Annotated in this window: 16 protein-coding genes; 9 read left to right on the top strand and 7 right to left on the bottom strand. The window is 70.2% G+C overall.

The features are described 5' to 3' along the window. Positions 1–68: 68 nt before the first annotated feature. A complete protein-coding gene (locus Q0D75_RS17470) occupies positions 69–749 on the top strand; it encodes a hypothetical protein (protein ID WP_291056433.1) in 681 nt (226 codons plus the stop codon). A gap of 110 nt (positions 750–859) precedes the next feature. Further along, the gene (locus Q0D75_RS17465) at positions 860–1,051 is read left to right on the top strand and encodes a hypothetical protein (RefSeq protein ID WP_291056366.1); all 192 of its coding nucleotides are present in this window, start codon (positions 860–862) and stop codon (positions 1,049–1,051) included. A gap of 17 nt (positions 1,052–1,068) precedes the next feature. Here the strand turns inward: Q0D75_RS17465 and Q0D75_RS17460 are convergent, their stop codons facing one another. Further along, positions 1,069–1,215 carry a hypothetical protein gene (locus Q0D75_RS17460; protein WP_291056363.1) on the bottom strand — a complete coding sequence of 49 codons (147 nt, stop codon included), beginning with the start codon at positions 1,213–1,215 and terminating at the stop codon, positions 1,069–1,071. 55 nt (positions 1,216–1,270) lie between these two features. On the opposite strand from Q0D75_RS17460, the gene Q0D75_RS17455 reads away from it, so the two are divergent. After that, entirely contained in the window at positions 1,271–3,025 is a 1,755-nt protein-coding gene (locus Q0D75_RS17455) for an AMP-binding protein (RefSeq protein ID WP_291056360.1), read from the top strand. On the opposite strand, the gene Q0D75_RS17450 is transcribed toward Q0D75_RS17455, so the two are convergent. Both Q0D75_RS17450 and Q0D75_RS17445 read right to left on the bottom strand, forming a co-directional pair. After that, complete coding sequence (locus tag Q0D75_RS17450) at positions 3,026–4,243, bottom strand: low temperature requirement protein A (RefSeq protein WP_291056356.1); 1,218 nt, start codon at positions 4,241–4,243, stop codon at positions 3,026–3,028. Between the two features lie 25 nt (positions 4,244–4,268). Continuing rightward, complete coding sequence (locus Q0D75_RS17445) at positions 4,269–4,670, bottom strand: DUF3592 domain-containing protein (protein WP_291056355.1); 402 nt, start codon at positions 4,668–4,670, stop codon at positions 4,269–4,271. A gap of 65 nt (positions 4,671–4,735) precedes the next feature. Here Q0D75_RS17445 and Q0D75_RS17440 point away from each other — a divergent pair, with 65 nt between their 5' ends. The 4 genes from Q0D75_RS17440 to Q0D75_RS17425 all read left to right on the top strand — a co-directional run bounded on the left by Q0D75_RS17440 (position 4,736) and on the right by Q0D75_RS17425 (position 9,368). After that, positions 4,736–5,260 carry a gamma carbonic anhydrase family protein gene (locus Q0D75_RS17440; protein ID WP_291056353.1) on the top strand — a complete coding sequence of 175 codons (525 nt, stop codon included), beginning with the start codon at positions 4,736–4,738 and terminating at the stop codon, positions 5,258–5,260. 307 nt (positions 5,261–5,567) lie between these two features. Beyond that, positions 5,568–6,611, top strand: coding sequence for an LLM class flavin-dependent oxidoreductase (locus Q0D75_RS17435; RefSeq protein ID WP_291056350.1), 1,044 nt, complete (start codon positions 5,568–5,570; stop codon positions 6,609–6,611). Positions 6,612–6,896: 285 nt separating this feature from the next. Then, positions 6,897–8,054, top strand: coding sequence for an acyl-CoA dehydrogenase family protein (locus Q0D75_RS17430; protein WP_291056348.1), 1,158 nt, complete (start codon positions 6,897–6,899; stop codon positions 8,052–8,054). 3 nt (positions 8,055–8,057) lie between these two features. After that, on the top strand, positions 8,058–9,368 hold the full coding sequence (locus Q0D75_RS17425; protein WP_291056345.1) for a glycoside hydrolase family 3 N-terminal domain-containing protein: 1,311 nt from the start codon (positions 8,058–8,060) through the stop codon (positions 9,366–9,368). Positions 9,369–9,397: 29 nt separating this feature from the next. On the opposite strand, the gene Q0D75_RS17420 is transcribed toward Q0D75_RS17425, so the two are convergent. Continuing rightward, positions 9,398–10,357 (bottom strand): DUF4349 domain-containing protein, encoded by a 960-nt coding sequence (locus Q0D75_RS17420; protein ID WP_291056338.1) that lies wholly within the window; start codon positions 10,355–10,357, stop codon positions 9,398–9,400. 194 nt (positions 10,358–10,551) lie between these two features. Here Q0D75_RS17420 and Q0D75_RS17415 point away from each other — a divergent pair, with 194 nt between their 5' ends. Together Q0D75_RS17415 and Q0D75_RS17410 are read left to right on the top strand one after the other, a co-directional pair. Beyond that, positions 10,552–10,746: a hypothetical protein gene (locus Q0D75_RS17415; protein WP_291056334.1), complete on the top strand. Its 195-nt coding sequence runs from the start codon at positions 10,552–10,554 to the stop codon at positions 10,744–10,746. Between the two features lie 147 nt (positions 10,747–10,893). Further along, the gene (locus Q0D75_RS17410) at positions 10,894–11,898 is read left to right on the top strand and encodes an aldo/keto reductase (RefSeq protein WP_291056330.1); all 1,005 of its coding nucleotides are present in this window, start codon (positions 10,894–10,896) and stop codon (positions 11,896–11,898) included. A 265-nt stretch (positions 11,899–12,163) separates the two neighbouring features. On the opposite strand, the gene Q0D75_RS17405 is transcribed toward Q0D75_RS17410, so the two are convergent. The 3 genes from Q0D75_RS17405 to Q0D75_RS17395 all read right to left on the bottom strand — a co-directional run. Continuing rightward, positions 12,164–13,006, bottom strand: a complete 843-nt coding sequence (locus tag Q0D75_RS17405; RefSeq protein ID WP_291056326.1) for an aldo/keto reductase — start codon at positions 13,004–13,006, stop codon at positions 12,164–12,166. A gap of 57 nt (positions 13,007–13,063) precedes the next feature. Beyond that, positions 13,064–14,272 (bottom strand): MFS transporter, encoded by a 1,209-nt coding sequence (locus Q0D75_RS17400; protein ID WP_291056322.1) that lies wholly within the window; start codon positions 14,270–14,272, stop codon positions 13,064–13,066. A gap of 218 nt (positions 14,273–14,490) precedes the next feature. Further along, a partial coding sequence (locus Q0D75_RS17395) for a DUF3418 domain-containing protein (protein ID WP_291056319.1) occupies positions 14,491–15,411 on the bottom strand: 921 nt, incomplete at its 5' end.

Genomic DNA, 15,411 nt, shown 5'->3' with positions numbered 1-15,411 from the left:
AGTCGCCTCCGGGAGACTGGACGTCAGCGACGGCGCGCACGGCGCCGCCTGAGATCGGAGCGATCACCATGGGATTCCTCGACCGACTGCTAGGCCGAGAAGAACCGCAGCCGCAGTACACGCCGCAGCCCCGCGCCACCGCGCCGGCCGCCGCGACCCCCGCTCGAAGCGACGACGAGATCGCCGTCGAGCGCTACCGCTACCTGTTGCGCACCGCTCCGCCCGAGACGATCGAGCAGGTGCACGAAGAGGCGTTCACCAAGCTCACGCCCGAGCAGCGGCAGCTGCTCTTCCAGCAGCTGAGCGCGAACGCCCCCGCGGGCGACGCCCCGCGCGGCGACGACCCGCGCTCGCTCGCCCAGTCGGCGACCCGATCCGAGATCCGCCAGCCCGGAACGCTCGAGCGCTCCTTCAACGGGAACGGGAACGGCGGCAACGGTGGCGGCGGCATGGGCTTCGGCGGCATGCTCGCCTCCTCGATGATGGGCACGATCGCCGGCTACGTGATCGGATCGGCACTGGTCAGCGCCTTCCTCCCCGGCCCGTCCACCGACCAGGCGGCCGACTCGGGAGATTCAGGCGACTCCGGTGACGGCAGCGGTGACGCGGGCGGCACGGATGCCTCGGGTGACGCATCCGGTGACGTCTCGGCCGACGGCGGCGGCGGCGACTGGTCGGGCGGAAGCGGTGACTTCGGCGGCGGCGACTTCGGTGGTGGCGGCGACTTCGGTGGCGGCTTCGACTTCTGACGCACGCCGCATCCCGAACGGCGCCGAACGGATGCCCCGGGAGCGCTCGTGCGCGGCACGAGTGCCCCCGGCATCCGCACGGCCCTCACGAGCCCGGTAGAGTCGGCAGCATGACCGATCTGCGCATCGTCGAGCACGAACAAGACGACACCGTCACCTACTTCGTCACGACCGACCTGAACCCCGACGAGTTCCCCGAGGCCCCGTCCCTCGGCCCGTTCGACACCCGCGAAGAAGCCGAGCAGGCGGTCAAGGACTGGGACCAGGAACTCCTCGACGACGCCACCCCCGACGAAGCCTGAGACGGGCGGGGCTGCGCTCAGGAGTTCTGCAGCACGATCACGACCGAGATCGCGCCGATGCTCAGGGCGACCAGCCCGATGATCACGATCCAGGCCAGCCCGCGGGCACGGCCCAGGCGTGAGATGAAACCGGCGGGGCGCTCGTCGTCGTCGTCATTCATCATGAGTTGACGATAGCGGGTACGGTATGTGCGAGCCCACCCGATGCTGCGGGCCGGGATGCCGACGACACCGAAGAAGGCCATGAACGATCAGGCGCAGAACGCATACGAGACCCGCCCGTGGCTGAGCAGCTACTCGCCGGACCTGGCCCCCACGATCGGTGCAGCCGAGTTCGCCACCGTCGGCGAGCTCGTCTCCGGCACGTGCCGTAAGCACGGCGACGCCCCCGCCTTCTCGAACCTCGGCACGGTGCTGAGCTTCCGCGAGGTCGACGAGCTCTCCGACCACTTCGCCGCCTACCTGCTGGGCGAGCTGGGCCTTTCCAAGGGCGACCGGATCGTGTTGCAGATGCCCAACGTGCTGCAGTATCCGGTCGCCGTCTTCGGCGCGCTGAAGGCCGGACTCGTCGTGGTGAACGCCAACCCGCTCTACACCGCGCACGAGATGCAGAAGGTGTTCGTCGACTCGGGAGCCGTCGCCATCCTCGTGCTCGCCAACTTCGCCGACAAGCTCGAGAAGGTGCTCGCCGAGACGAGCATCCGGCACGTCATCGTCACCGAGGTGGGCGACCTGCTGCCGCCGCTCAAGCGCGTCGTCACGAACTTCGTGGTGAAGCGGGTGCGCAAGATGGTGCCGGCCAACGGCCTCACGGGAACGACGTCGTTCCGGGATGCCGTGGCGACCGGCCGACAGCACCACCAGCGGCCGGACAGCGCGAAACGCCCGAGCATCGCCGGCGGCGACACCGCTCTGCTGCAGTACACCGGCGGAACCACCGGTGGCACGAAGGCCGCCATCATCACCCACGCCAACCTCATCGCCAACCAGGCGCAGATGCTGGCGCCGATGCGGCTGCGCCTGCACGACGGCCAGGAGACGGTCATCGCGGCCCTGCCGCTGTACCACATCTTCTCTCTGACGGTGAACTGCCTGGCCTTCTTCGCCTACGGATCGCACAACGTGCTCATCACGAATCCGCGCGACACCGCCGACCTCGTGGGCACCCTCACCAAGACCAAGCCGAGCGTGCTCATCCTGGTGAGCACCCTCGCGGCCTCGCTGCTGGATGCGCCGGCGTTCCGCGCGCTCGACTTCTCGGGCGTCAAGCTCTCGGTCGCCGGGGGCATGGCCGTGCGCGGCGCCACGGCGAAGGCCTGGCGCGAGGCCACCGGCCACGACCTGCTCGAGGGCTACGGCCTCACCGAGGCCTCGCCGGTCGTCTCGGTGAACCCCACCTGGACCACCCCGCGGGTGGGCACCATCGGCCTCCCGCTGCCCTCCACCGACATCGAGCTGCGCGGTGAAGACGGCGCCCCGGTGGCACTCGGCGAGCCGGGCGAGCTGTGCGTGCGCGGCCCGCAGGTGATGTCGGGCTACTGGAACCAGCCCGAGCCGAGCGCCGAGGTGCTGAAAGACGGCTGGCTGCTCACCGGCGACGTGGCCACGATGAGCGACGACGGCTACATCACCATCGTCGACCGCAAGAAAGACCTCGTGGTGGTGTCGGGCTTCAACGTCTACCCGAGCGAGGTCGAAGAGGTGGCGATGCAGCATCCGAAGGTCAAAGACGCGGGTGTGATCGGAGTTCCGGATGACCGTTCGGGCGAGACCGTGGTGCTCTTCGCGGTGAAGGCCGACGACTCGCTCACCGAAGACGAGCTGCGCGCCTACTTCAAGGGCGAGCTGGCGGGCTACAAGCGGCCCACGAAGATCCTGTTCCGCGACGAGCTGCCCAAGTCGAACGTGGGCAAGGTGCTGCGGCGCGAGCTCAAGAAGCTGCTCGACGAGCCGGGCGAGGGCGCGGCCTCCTGATCACGCGGCGACTCGTGGCCGCCTGACCAGGATGGTGAGCGCCACCACGAGGCCGACGGCCAGCGTGATGGCCAGCACCACGAAGCCGAGCGGCAGCACGGCGGTCGTCAGCGGGAGCAGCAGGATGACGGCGGCGGCGCCCAGCGAGACGGCCGGCGGGATGACGGTGGGCCCGGTCAGCGGGCGGTAGAGCACCCACATCATCACCAGGTACACCGCCACAGGCACGGCGATGGCGTACGCCACGACGACGGTGGGCGCCTCGATGTGGTGGCCGATCGCGTCGACGCCGACCTCGAGGCCTGCTCCGACGGCGGCGAGGGCCGCGAAGATCCAGTAGTGCCCGTACCCCCAGAAGAACGAGCGGGAGCGGCGGCGCTCCAGGCCGTCGTGCGCCGGTTCGAGGAAGTAGACCCACCAGAGCCCGAACAGCAGCGCGAGGCCGCAGGCCGCCAGCAGCACGAACTCGCCCGACGACGAGCCCGCCGTGATGACGTTCTGCACGCCCACGGTCGAGGCCAGCACCGACTCGCCGAGCAAGATGATGGTGAACAGTGCGTAGCGCTCGGCCACGTGGTGCGGATGCCAGCTCGTCGAGCGGTGCCGTTCGGCCCAGATCGGGGTCGTCATCTCGCACACCGCCAGGGCGGCGAACACGGTGACCTGCACCCAGAACGGCACGTCGACGACGGTGAAGTAGCGGATGATCCACAGCGCCTGCACGATGCCGATCGCCAGGGCGTACCGGAGGGCGGTGCGCCGCCCTTCGGCATCCTGAACCGCCGCCCGCAGCCACTGCGTGATGATGGCGACGCGCATGATGAGGTAGCCGAGCGTGATCAAGAAGTAGTCGCCCTCGCCGAAGGCGCTGGGCACGCCCGCGGCCAGCACGAGCACCCCGCCCATCTGCAGCAGCGTGAGCAGGCGGTAGGGCACGTCGTCGGTGTCGTACGCCGAGGCGAACCAGGTGAAGTTGAGCCACGCCCACCAGATGGCGAAGAACACCATCAGGAAGTTCGGCAGCGCGGTGGCGAGGTGGTCTTCGGCGACGGCGTGCGCCAGCTGGCCCACGATCGAGGAGACGGCGACCACGAAGGTGAGGTCGAAGAGCAGTTCCAGCGGGCTGGAGACCCGGCCGTCTTCGTGGATCGAGCGCGGGCGCATCCGGATCACCGGGATGATGCCGCTGAGGGCGCGGGCGGGGCCGTCTGTCGACATGGCTGAAGCCTAGGGCCGGAGCGAGTCAGAGGAAAAGGAGCACGAACTGCACCACGACGGCGACGATGCCGAGGCCCAGCAGGATCCAGCCTGTGGTGCGCAGCGCCCGCCCCTCGTGCGTGGGATCGTCGACCCGTCCCACCGAAGGGTCGCGCGGGTTCACGTACACCGTCACGTCCTCGCCCGGCTCGAGCACCTGGGTGTCGTCGTCGATCGAGGGCGCCTCGTAGAGCACGCCGTCTTCGCCGAGCCAGCGGTACACCAGGTCTCCGGATGCGTCGAGCACGACCACGCCGAGCGTCTCGCGCCAGCCGCGGAAGAAGGCGCCGCGTACGAGGCCGACCACCAGGAGCACGAGGCCTGCCGCGATGCCGATCCAGCTGAACAGCTCGAGGATCAACGAGAGCGCGCCGACCGGATCCTGCATGCTGCCCACCCTATTGCCCCGCGAGGCCTGGATAGGCTGGCAGGAACCACTCGACGAGGAGTCCCATGATCATCCGCTACGAAGGCCACACCCCCGAGATCGACGAGACGGCGTGGGTCGCGCCCACCGCTGTCGTCATCGGCCAGGTCACGCTGGCCGCTTCTTCGAGCGTGTTCTACGGCGCCGTGCTGCGGGCCGACGGCGACACGATCCACCTGGGCGAGGGCTCGAACCTGCAGGACAACGTGGTGGTGCACGTCGACGCCGGCCGCCCCACGAGAATCGGATCGGGCGTGAGCGTCGGGCACGGAGCGGTGCTGCACGGCTGCACGATCGAGGACGACTGCCTGATCGGCATGTCCTCAACGGTGCTGAACGGCGCCGTGATCGGAGCAGGCTCGCTCGTCGCGGCCGGCGCCGTGGTGCTGGAGGGCACGGTCGTGCCGCCCGGCTCCCTCGTGGCCGGCGTTCCCGCCAAGGTGCGCCGAGCCCTGGCCGACGAGGAGCGCGCGGCCCTGCGCACCAACGCCGCCACCTACCTCCGCCTGAGCGCCGCTCACGCCGCCGCCGAGATCCTCCCCGCCCCCTGACCCAACCCCGAGCACCCGAAGTGCCAGCGCGTGGCGAGCGCCCGAAATGCTGGCGCGTGGCGAGCGCCCGAAGTGTCGCGTATGTTCGAGCATCCAAAGTCTCAGGCCGTACCCGCCGCCCCAAGGTGAGCGTGTGGCCGAACGTCCCGACCGCAGGCCGGGTCGTTCGACCGCGCGCTCACATGTCGCGCGGCGCCGGGCAGGGACCGGCGCCGCCCGGTCACGCCGAGCGAAGCCCGGCGCGACCGGCAGTAAAGCAGCGTAACGCTGGTCGGGGGGCCGGATCGGGCGCTCCTAGACTCGACCCATGACTATGCGCTTCGGGTACTGGACGCCCATTTTCGGCGGCTGGCTCCGCAACGTCGACGACGAGCACACCCCGGTGACGTTCCAGCACGTGAAGGAGATCGCGCAGACCGCCGAGCGCGTGGGCTTCGACGTCACCCTGATCGCCGAGCTGAACCTCAATGACGTGAAGGGGCAGTCGGCACCGAGCCTGGACGCCTGGGAGCTGGCCGCGGCGGTCGCCGCCGTCACCGAGCGGATCGAGATCCTCACGGCCATCCGCCCCGGCTACCACCTGCCGGCCGTGGCGGCCAAACGCGCGGCCACGATCGACGACATCTCCGGCGGCCGCTTCACGCTGAACGTGGTGTCGGCGTGGTGGGCCGAGGAGGCGCGGCAGTACGGCGGCATCTTCAGTGAGCACGACGACCGGTACCGCCGCAGCCTCGAGTTCGTCGAGATCTTGAAGGGCCTCTGGAACGAGACGCCCTACAGCTTCAAGGGCGACTACTACGAGATCGAGAACACGTACCTCGAGCCGAAGCCGCAGGTGCAGCCCGTCATCTACGCCGGCGGCGAGAGCGAAGGCGGCAAACAGGCGATCGCGCGGTTCGCCGACGCCTACGTCACTCACGGTGGGACCCCGGATGAGCTGCGCACCAAGGTCGCCGACCTCACCTCCCGACGTGCCGCGGTCTCAGACACCCCGTTCTCGGCCTTCGGCATGGCCGCGTACGCGATCGTGCGCGACACCGAGGAGGAGGCGCAGGCCGAGCTCGACCGCATCACCGACGTGCGCGAGGGCGCAGCCTACGAGTCGTACCAGGACTTCATCTCGAAGTCGCAGCTCGAGCAGAAGGTCGACCTGCGCGACTACTCGGTGTCGAACCGGGGCCTGCGCCCCGAGCTCATCGGCACGCCCGACCAGGTGGCGCGTCGCATCGTGGAGTTCTCCGAGGCTGGAGTGGACCTGCTGCTGCTGCAGTTCTCGCCGCACCTCGCGGAGATGCAGCGCTTCGCCGAGCAGGTGATCCCGAGGGTACGAGAGCTGGAAGCGCGCGGGTAGGTGCGTTGGGGGTTGCGCGTTGGGATGGTGCGTTAGAGGTGTCACGTGTGTGTCCGGCTGTGTTAGTTGCCGGTCGCGCCGGGCTTCGCTCGGCGTGACCGGGCTGCGCCGGTCCTTGCCCGGCGCAGCGCGACATGTGAGCGCGCGGTCGAGGGGCGCGGGCTTCGCTCGCACCCCTCGGCCACACGCTCACCTTGGGTCGGCGGGTACGGCCTGAGACTTTGGGTGCCGGTGGGGGTGTTTGGTGGGGAGGGGACTGTCAGGGGCCGTGGGTAGCATGTGCGCATGGCCGAAGTGAGTGTTCTCGATGATGCTCTGCTGGCGCGCATCCGGTCTCGGGCTGGTGTTCATGATCGGGAGAACACGTTTCCGGAGGAGGATCTGCGGGAGCTGACCGCGGTCGGGTATCTGCGGATGTTCGCACCGGTGGAGGCCGGTGGGTTGGGGTTCGGGCTGGCTCGGGTGGCTCGGGAGCAGACGCGGCTCGCGACCGCGGCGCCCGCCACGGCGCTCGCCATCAACATGCATCTGGTGTGGACCGGCGTCGCGAAGGTGCTCGCCGATCGCGGGGACGACTCGCTCGCCTGGGTGCTCGACGACGCGGTGGCGGGTGAGGTGTTCGCGTTCGGCAACAGCGAGGCCGGCAACGACCTGGTGCTGTTCGACTCGCGCACCCAGGCGCATCCGCTGGCCGACGGCGGCTACAGCTTCACCGGAACCAAGATCTTCACGTCGCTCTCGCCGGTGTGGACGCGGCTCGGCGTGTTCGGCCGCGACGACTCCGATCCGGATGCCCCGGCTCTCGTGCACGCCTTCCTCGACCGGTCGACGGCGGGGGTCACCACGGTGCACGACTGGGACACGCTCGCCATGCGCGCCAGCCAGAGCAACACCACGATCCTCGAGGGCGCCGAGGCGCCGGCGTCTCGCGTGTTCCGGCGGCTGCCGGTGGGGCCGAGCCCCGACCCGCTGATCTTCGGCATCTTCTCGAACTTCGAGGTGCTGGTCGCCGCCGTGTACACCGGCATCAGTCAGCGGGCCGTGGAGCTCGCCGTCGAGGCCGCCCACCGCCGCACCTCGATGAAAGCGGGCGGCCGGCCCTACGCTCACGACCCCGACATCCGCTGGAAGGTCGCCGAGGCGGGCATCCTGCACGACGCGATGCCGCCGCAGATCGAGGCGCTCGCCGCCGACGTCGATGCGCAGGCCGCCCACGGCGCGGCCTGGTTCCCCAAGCTCGTCGGCCTCAAGGTGCGCGCGACCGAGAGCGCGCGGGTCGTCGTCGACCTGGCACTACGGGTGTCCGGCGGCTCGGCGATCGCCAACTCCAGCGAGCTCGGCCGGCTCTACCGCGACGTCGTCGCCGGCATCTTCCATCCGTCCGACGGCGAGTCCGCGCACTCCACGGTGGCGAACGCGCTGCTCGGTCCGGTTCCGGACTAGGTCGTGGCTCTGAGACGTCTCGTCCTCGCGCGCCTCCGGGAGCCCTCGGGCCCCGGAGAGCGGGGGGCCCCCACCCCGCGCCGCGGCGGCCGTCTGGCGGCGGCGGGGCTGAGCGCGTTGCTGACCGGCGCCGTCCTGGCGGGGTGCACCGGGCCGACGGATGCTGCGAAGGGCGACCTGGCGAACCGGGCGGCGACCGCGACTAGCGGCTCGGCCGGGGCCACGGCATCCGCTGCTCGGGAGGCCCGGGAGCGCGGCGCGTTCCCGGTGCTCTCCGCGGCCGAGCGCATCCGGTTGTACGCCTCGATGAGGCTGAGCACGATGACGCTCGAGCAGAAGATCGCCTCGATGTTCATCGTGCACGTTCCGGGTGCGGATCCCGCGGCCGTGCAGTCCTACCTCGCCGCCAACCAGGCGGCGGGCGTGCTGCTGCTCGGCGACAACGTGCCCGGCCCGAGCAGCCAGACCGCGGCCTTCGCCGCGGCGCTGCAGACCTGCGAGGGGCTCGGAACCCTGATCGCCATCGACGAGGAGGGCGGCATCGTCGCCCGGCTCGGGGACGACGGTTTCGCTGCGGCCGACACGCTGAAGGGTGCGCCGGTCGAGGCGACGAACGAGGCCTTCACCCAGCGTGCCGCCCTGCTCGAATCCACCGGCATGAGCGTGAACTTCGGCGTCGTCGCCGATGTGACCGCCGACCCTTCCTCGTTCATCTACGAGCGCGTGCTCGGCACCGATCCGGCCGCCGCGAGCGAGCGCGTGGCCGCCGCCGTCGACGCCGAGCGCGGCAGCGTGTTCTCCACCCTCAAGCACTTTCCGGGGCACGGCGAGACGCCGGCCGACTCGCACACCTCTCTGCCCACGACCGCGCTGCCCTTCGCGCAGTGGCAGCAGCAGGATGCGCCGCCGTTCGAGGCGGGCATCGATGCGGGAGCCGAGCTGGTCATGTTCGGACACCTGGTCTACAGCGCGGTCGATGCGCAGCCGGCATCCCTGTCGGCGCCCTGGCACGACATCCTGCGCGACGACCTCGGCTTCGAGGGGGTGACCGTGACAGACGACCTGCTGATGCTCGAGAGCTCCGGCATTCCGGCCTACGCCGACCGCACGGCGAACGCCGTGGCCGCCGTCGCCGCCGGCAACGACCTGCTGCTGTACAACTCGGCCGTCGACATGCCCCCGCTCGTCGCGGCGATCGCCGCCGCCGTACGCTCCGGCGCCATCCCGCCGCAGGTCGTCGACGACGCCGTGCTACGCGACCTCGAGCTGCGCCGCGAACTCTGGCTCCGCCAGCATCCGGACGCCGTGCTCTGACGCCCGCCGCGTTCCGGCGCCGCCACGTGCTACGGCGAGGTGGTCGCTGCCCCGGAGCCCGTGACGCCGGAACCAGCCGGACCGGCGGGGCCAGCCGTACCACCGCGACCGGAGCCGCCAGGACCACCGGCTCCGCCGGACGGCGGCGTCTTGCGGCGGTTCACCAGCACCACGACGAGCACCACGACGGCGGCGATCACCGCGAGCGGCAGCAGCCAGGGGATGAGCACCCCCACCACCACGAGCAGTCCCGACAGCGCCGCGCCGAGCGAGGCCCAGCCGGTGGCCAGCCCGCTCCAGAAGTCACCGGGCACCGCCGAGGGGATCGTGTCCGCGGTCACCAGGTCGAGCGTGATCGTCGAGTAGTCGATCTGGTCGGCCAGGTACTCCTTCTGCGAGACGAGGCTGTCCAGCTGCGACTGCCGGTCGGAGATCGCGGTCTCCAGCTCCACCAGGTCGGCGGTCGTGGCGGCCTGGTCGACCAGCGCCAGCAGGCGATCGACGGATGCTTTCAGGGCCGTGATCTGCGCATCCAGATCCCGCACCTGCAGGGTCACGTCGCTGGACTGCAGCGAGACCGAGTCGACCGTGCCGAGCTGGTCGAGCTTCTCGATCGCGGCATCGAGATCCTTCGCCGGGATGCGGACGGTCAGCTGCGCGCTCGCACTCTGCTCATCCGAGCCGACCTGCTGCGACCGCGAGTCGATCTTGCCGTCGAAGGAGTCGACCAGGTCGACCGCATCCTGAGCGGCGGCGATCGGATCGTCGACCGTGATGGTGACCCAGCCGGTGGTGATGACCGACTGCTTCGTGCCGTCGGCGGTTTCGCCCGCGACACCACCCTCGGCCGAGGAGTCGCTCGGGGCCTGATCGGGCTGCGCGAGCTGCACCGGCCCCGATCCGGACGACGACGATGACGAGCCGGCGGAGCACCCGGCGAGCAGAAGAGCGGCGGCGACAACGGCGGATGCGAGGATCATTCGTCTCATGTGCCACACCGTATTGGCGCTTGTCTGGAGGGTGGCTGGATGTGGCCGGATGGTTATCCGCTCGTTATCGCGGCGAGGCTTCGGCGGGGTGCTCCGCGTCGTCTGACGGCCGCCTGGGAGCTGGCTGGAATCCTCGAGCGGTGGGAGGGCGGTCGTCGTACGGTGTTGAGCACCACGAACTGAAGGAGGCTGTCATGGGTTTCATCGACGACGCGAAGGATGCCGCGCAGGCCACGGGCAAGAAGATCGGCGAGGCCTTCGACGACACGAAGGAACGCATCAGCGACAAGGCCGACGAGGCGAAGGCCGAGCACGAAGTGAAGAAGGCCAAAGCCGAGCGCGACGCCACCAAGGCCAAGAACGACTACAAGGAGTCCCTGCGCGACTGATCGCGTGCAGTGACGGCCGGTTTCGTCCGGCCCGGTACGACGGCCTCCGCATCGCGGGGGCCCTTTTCCGTGCGCAGGGGGATACCCGTGCTCCCCTCGGGCACGGGAACCGGGCCGGTGTCGCACGACCCGGCTAGGGTCGAAGACATGCAGCAGCGAACTCTAGGCCGTACCGGCCGATCCGTCTCCGTCATCGGCCTCGGCACCTGGCAACTGGGTGCCGACTGGGGCGACGTCGACGAGGATGCCGCGCTCGACGTGCTGGCCGCATCCGTCGACGCCGGGGTCACCTTCTTCGATACCGCGGATGTGTACGGCGACGGCCGGAGCGAGCGGGTGATCGGGCGGTTCCTGCGCGAGAATCCGGATGCTGCGGGCGGCTCGAACGGCCGGTCGGGCATCACGGTGGCGACCAAGATGGGTCGGCGCGGGCCGCAAGACCCCGCCGAGTTCACGCTCGCCAACTTCCGGGCGTGGACCGACCGCTCCCGTCAGAACCTCGGTGTCGACACGCTCGACCTGGTTCAGTTGCACTGCCCGCCCACGCCCGTGTTCTCCACCGACGCGGTCTACGACGCGCTCGACGTTCTGGTCGAGGAGGGGGCGATCGCGAACTACGGCGTGAGCGTGGAGACCTGCGCCGAGGCGCTGGCGGCGATCGCGCGGCCGGGTACGGCCACGGTGCAGATCATCCTGAACGCCTTCCGCCTGAAGCCGCTCGACAAGGTGCTGCCCGCCGCCCGCGAGGCCGGTGTCGGCATCATCGCGCGGGTGCCGCTGGCCTCGGGCCTGCTGAGCGGCAAGTACACCGTGAACACGGAGTTCGCGGCCGACGACCACCGCAATTACAACCGCGACGGCAGTGCGTTCGACGTGGGGGAGACCTTCTCAGGTGTCGACTTCGCCCAGGGCATCGACGCCGCCCGCGAGTTCGCTTCCCTGCTGCCCGAGGGCGTCGCACCGTCCGCGGCGGCGATCGCCTGGGTCGCCGCCCAAGACGGCGTCTCCGCTGTCATCCCCGGCGCCCGCTCCCGCGCCCAGGCGGAGTCGAACGCGGCCGCAGGCTCCCTCCCCCTGCCGGAAGGCCTCGACGACAACGTCAAAGACCTCTACGACCGCTACTTCCGAGACGCCATCCACGACCGCTGGTAGCCGTCGGTCGGCCCGCAGGCATCCCAGCCAGCACAGCACTTCCACCGGCACCCGAAGTCTCAGGCCGTACTCGCCGCCCCAAGGTGAGCGTGTGGCCGAGGGATGCGACCGCAGGCCGCGTCCCTCGACCGCGCGCTCACATGTCGCGCTGCGCCGGGCAGGGACCGGCGCAGCCCGGTCACGCCGAGCGAAGCCCGGCGCGACCGGCAACAAACACAGCCCGACAAGTCACCCACGAGCAACCACCCACGCGACCCCCAACGCCCTAGTTGCGGTCGTCCGGGTCCACCCCTGTACGCTCGCCCGTCTCGAGCCCCGCGATCAACGCCACGTCCTCGGCATCCAGCTCGAAGTCGAAGACGTCGATGTTCTCGACGATCCGTGAGGGCGTGACCGACTTCGGGATCACCGCGTTGCCTAGCTGCAGGTGCCAGCGGATCACGACCTGAGCGGCCGTCTTGCCGTGCTTCTGCCCGATGCCGGCGAGCACCTCGCCGCCGTGTGCGGCGTCGAACACGTGGCCGCGGGCCAGCGGCGACCAGGCCTGCGTGACGATGCCGTGCCGCGCGTCGAACGCGCGCACCTCGGCCTGCGGCAGCCACGGGTGCAGTTCGACCTGGTTGACCGCGGGCACCGTCACCGTCTCGGCGAGCAGTCGTTCGATGTGCTTCGGGTGGAAGTTCGCGACCCCGATCGAGCGCGCCCGGCCGTCGGCGGCGAGCGTCTCGAAGGCCCGCCAGGTGTCGACGTAGCGGTCTCTCGCCGGGGCCGGCCAATGGATCATGTACAGGTCGACGTAGTCGGTGCCGAGCCGTTCGAGGCTCTCGTCGAAAGAGCGGAGCGTGCTGTCGTAGCCGTTGTCGGTATGCCAGACCTTCGTTGTGACGAACACCTCCTCCCGGGGGAGGCCGCTGCGCCGCATCCCCGCGCCGACGCCCTGCTCGTTGAGATACATCGCCGCGGTGTCGATCAGGCGGTAGCCGTGGCGCAACGCGACGTCGACCGCGTCGGCGCTCTCGGCATCCGTCGTCTTGTAGACGCCGAGACCGAGCTGCGGGATGCTGCGGCCGTCGACGAGCGGAAGGAGCGGGGAGAGCGCGGAGACCATGCTCCGATTATCTCTCGCGGCTCCGCTCGGCCCCGCTCGGGCAGTGCGAGCGGCCCCTCAGGCGGTGATCGCGTCGACGGGTTCCGTGTCGGGCAGCGGACTGGCGTCGCGCCCGCGCAGGTCGGGGTGGAAGCGCTTGCCCAGCAGTGGCACCAGGAAGCCCACGAAGGCGAGCACCGCCGCCACCACGAAGGCGCCGACCGAGCCGATGCCGTCGATCAGGAAGCCGGCAAGGGCCGATCCGACCGCCGCACCGATCAGCTGACCGGTGCCGACCCAGCCGTAGGCCTCGGCGGTGTCGCTGAAGCGCACGCTCGACGAGACGATCGCGAACATCACGGCGAGGGCGGGCGCGATACCGATGCCGGCGATGAAGAGCATGATGGCCAGCCACCACACGTTCAGCCAGGCGGCGGCGATCGCCGTTCCCACGAAGACGATCGCCATCCGGCGGGCGAGGGCCCACGGTCCGATCGGCTTGTGGCCGAGCGAGAGACCGCCGGCGAGCGACCCGACCGCGAAGATGGCGAGCACGATGCCGGCTTCCGCGCCGCCTTCGCCGAAGGTCGACACGACGCCGGCCTCGATGGCGGCGCAGGTGGCGACGAGCAGGAAGCCCACGATCGTGGCCAGCAGAACCGGCGGCTTCTTCAGCACCACGCCGAGCTTGCGCTTGGACCGTGGGATGCGCACCCGCCCGAGTTCCGGGCTGGAGAGGAACCAGATGCCGCCGCCCACCAGGAACGCGACGGCGAGCAGGATGCCCCAGACGGTGCCGATCTGGATCGACACGAAGGTCGTGATGACCGGGCCGAGCACCCAGATGATCTCCTGCGCCGAGGCGTCGAGCGAGAACAGGGGAGTGAGCTGCTTGGAGTTCACCATCTTGGGGTAGATGGTGCGCACGGCCGGCTGGATGGGCGGCATCGTGAGTCCGGCGACGAACGCCACACCCATGTCGGCCGCGATCCCCATCGGGAACAGCGCGATGCACGTGATGGCGGCGGCGCAGATGATCATGGTGACGAGGATGACCGGGCGCATGCCCCAGCGCCCCATCAGCCGACTGGTGACCGGCCCCGCAATCGCCTGCCCGATGCTCAGAGCGGCGAGCACGAGCCCGGCGATGCCATAGCTGTCGTAGGTGTGCTCGATGTGCAGAAGGAACGCCAGCGACAGCATCCCGAACGGGAAACGGGCGGTGAGTTGAGCAGCGATGATCCGCGCGACGCCGCGCGTCTTGAGGAGGGAGGTGTAGCTGCTCATAAGCAGACAAGTCTAGCTGGGGTGCTAGCTGCCGCGGGCGCCGGGCTTCGCTCGTCGCTCGCGGGCTGCGCCGGTCCCTGCCCGGCGCAGCGCGACATGTGAGCGCGCGGTCGAGGGACGCGGCCTGACGGTCGCATCCCTCGGCCACACGCTCACCTTGGGTCGTTGGGTACGGCCTGAGACGTTGTGGGGCGTTCTCTTCTGTTGAGGGACTCTTGTCAGGCCAGCAGCTTGGTGAGGCGCTGGAGGGACGCGGGTTCGGCTGTGCCGAGGGGCTGGGCGAAGAGGGAGATGCGGAGTTCTTCCAGGAGCCAGCGGGCGTGGGCGAGGGTGTCCGGGGAGTGGGGGGCGAGGGGGAGGCGGCCGCCGGCGTCGGTGTAGCGGGTGGTGGCGGTTTGGACTTCGGTCATCCAGGCTCGGTCTCGGGCGGGGTTGTCGGGGAGCTTTTCGAGGCGGTAGACGATTCCGGCCAGGTAGCGGGGGAGGTGGCCGAGACGGGCGATGCCTGTGGAGGCGATGAAGCCGGGGTGCACCAGGGCGGCCAGCTGCTCGCGGGCATCCGTGATGGCCGGGAGCATCGCCATGCTCGTGCCCGACTTGATGGCGCGTTCCACATCGCGCACCCCGCTCAGGATGCGCACCACGGTGGCGATCGTCTGGTCCAGCAGCGGCAGCACAGCCTTCGACAGCCGGTCACGCACGGCCTCGAAGTCGGCGGCGGTCCACACCAGGCCGTCGGGATGCAGCGCGAACAGGGCCTCGTCGGCGCAGGCCGCCATCGCGTCGTCGAAGAGCGCGTTCACGTTCTGGTAGGGGCTCGTCGCCAGCAGCAGCTTCTCGTTCTGGGTGAGATGCTCGCGAACGTAGGATGCCGGGCTCGGCACCGCGAGCAGCAGGAGGCGGCGCAGCCCGGCCGGGGTCGCCCGCGCCTGCTCCTCGGCGCTCGCCATCAGGCGCAGCGCCACCGAGGACTTCTCGTCGACGAGCGCGGGGTAGGCGCGGATGACACCGCCGTGCTGATGGGTGTCGACGTGGCGGGGGAGGTCGCCGAAGGTCCACGCGGAGAGGCCGGCGCGCTCGGCGAAGCCGTCGCGCGCCCGGCCGGCGGCGCTCGCCAGACGGGCTGCCGCGTCGGCGCC

Origin of the sequence: Herbiconiux sp., assembly GCF_023264855.1 — a bacterium.
GTDB lineage: Bacteria > Actinomycetota > Actinomycetes > Actinomycetales > Microbacteriaceae > Herbiconiux.
Note: the sequence above shows the minus strand (reverse complement) of the source record. Positions and strands in the feature narration are given on the sequence as shown.

Excerpts from the sequence above, each read along its gene's own strand:
- Q0D75_RS17400 (WP_291056322.1), bottom strand. The coding sequence starts at position 14,272 with ATGAGCAGCTACACCTCCCTCCTCAAGACGCGCGGCGTCGCGCGGATC.
- Q0D75_RS17450 (WP_291056356.1), bottom strand. The coding sequence starts at position 4,243 with ATGTCGACAGACGGCCCCGCCCGCGCCCTCAGCGGCATCATCCCGGTG.
- Q0D75_RS17420 (WP_291056338.1), bottom strand. The coding sequence starts at position 10,357 with ATGAGACGAATGATCCTCGCATCCGCCGTTGTCGCCGCCGCTCTTCTG.
- Q0D75_RS17460 (WP_291056363.1), bottom strand. The coding sequence starts at position 1,215 with ATGATGAATGACGACGACGACGAGCGCCCCGCCGGTTTCATCTCACGC.
- Q0D75_RS17465 (WP_291056366.1), top strand. The coding sequence starts at position 860 with ATGACCGATCTGCGCATCGTCGAGCACGAACAAGACGACACCGTCACC.
- Q0D75_RS17445 (WP_291056355.1), bottom strand. The coding sequence starts at position 4,670 with ATGCAGGATCCGGTCGGCGCGCTCTCGTTGATCCTCGAGCTGTTCAGC.
- Q0D75_RS17455 (WP_291056360.1), top strand. The coding sequence starts at position 1,271 with ATGCCGACGACACCGAAGAAGGCCATGAACGATCAGGCGCAGAACGCA.
- Q0D75_RS17470 (WP_291056433.1), top strand. The coding sequence starts at position 69 with ATGGGATTCCTCGACCGACTGCTAGGCCGAGAAGAACCGCAGCCGCAG.
- Q0D75_RS17415 (WP_291056334.1), top strand. The coding sequence starts at position 10,552 with ATGGGTTTCATCGACGACGCGAAGGATGCCGCGCAGGCCACGGGCAAG.
- Q0D75_RS17435 (WP_291056350.1), top strand. The coding sequence starts at position 5,568 with ATGACTATGCGCTTCGGGTACTGGACGCCCATTTTCGGCGGCTGGCTC.
- Q0D75_RS17405 (WP_291056326.1), bottom strand. The coding sequence starts at position 13,006 with ATGGTCTCCGCGCTCTCCCCGCTCCTTCCGCTCGTCGACGGCCGCAGC.
- Q0D75_RS17410 (WP_291056330.1), top strand. The coding sequence starts at position 10,894 with ATGCAGCAGCGAACTCTAGGCCGTACCGGCCGATCCGTCTCCGTCATC.
- Q0D75_RS17430 (WP_291056348.1), top strand. The coding sequence starts at position 6,897 with ATGGCCGAAGTGAGTGTTCTCGATGATGCTCTGCTGGCGCGCATCCGG.
- Q0D75_RS17440 (WP_291056353.1), top strand. The coding sequence starts at position 4,736 with ATGATCATCCGCTACGAAGGCCACACCCCCGAGATCGACGAGACGGCG.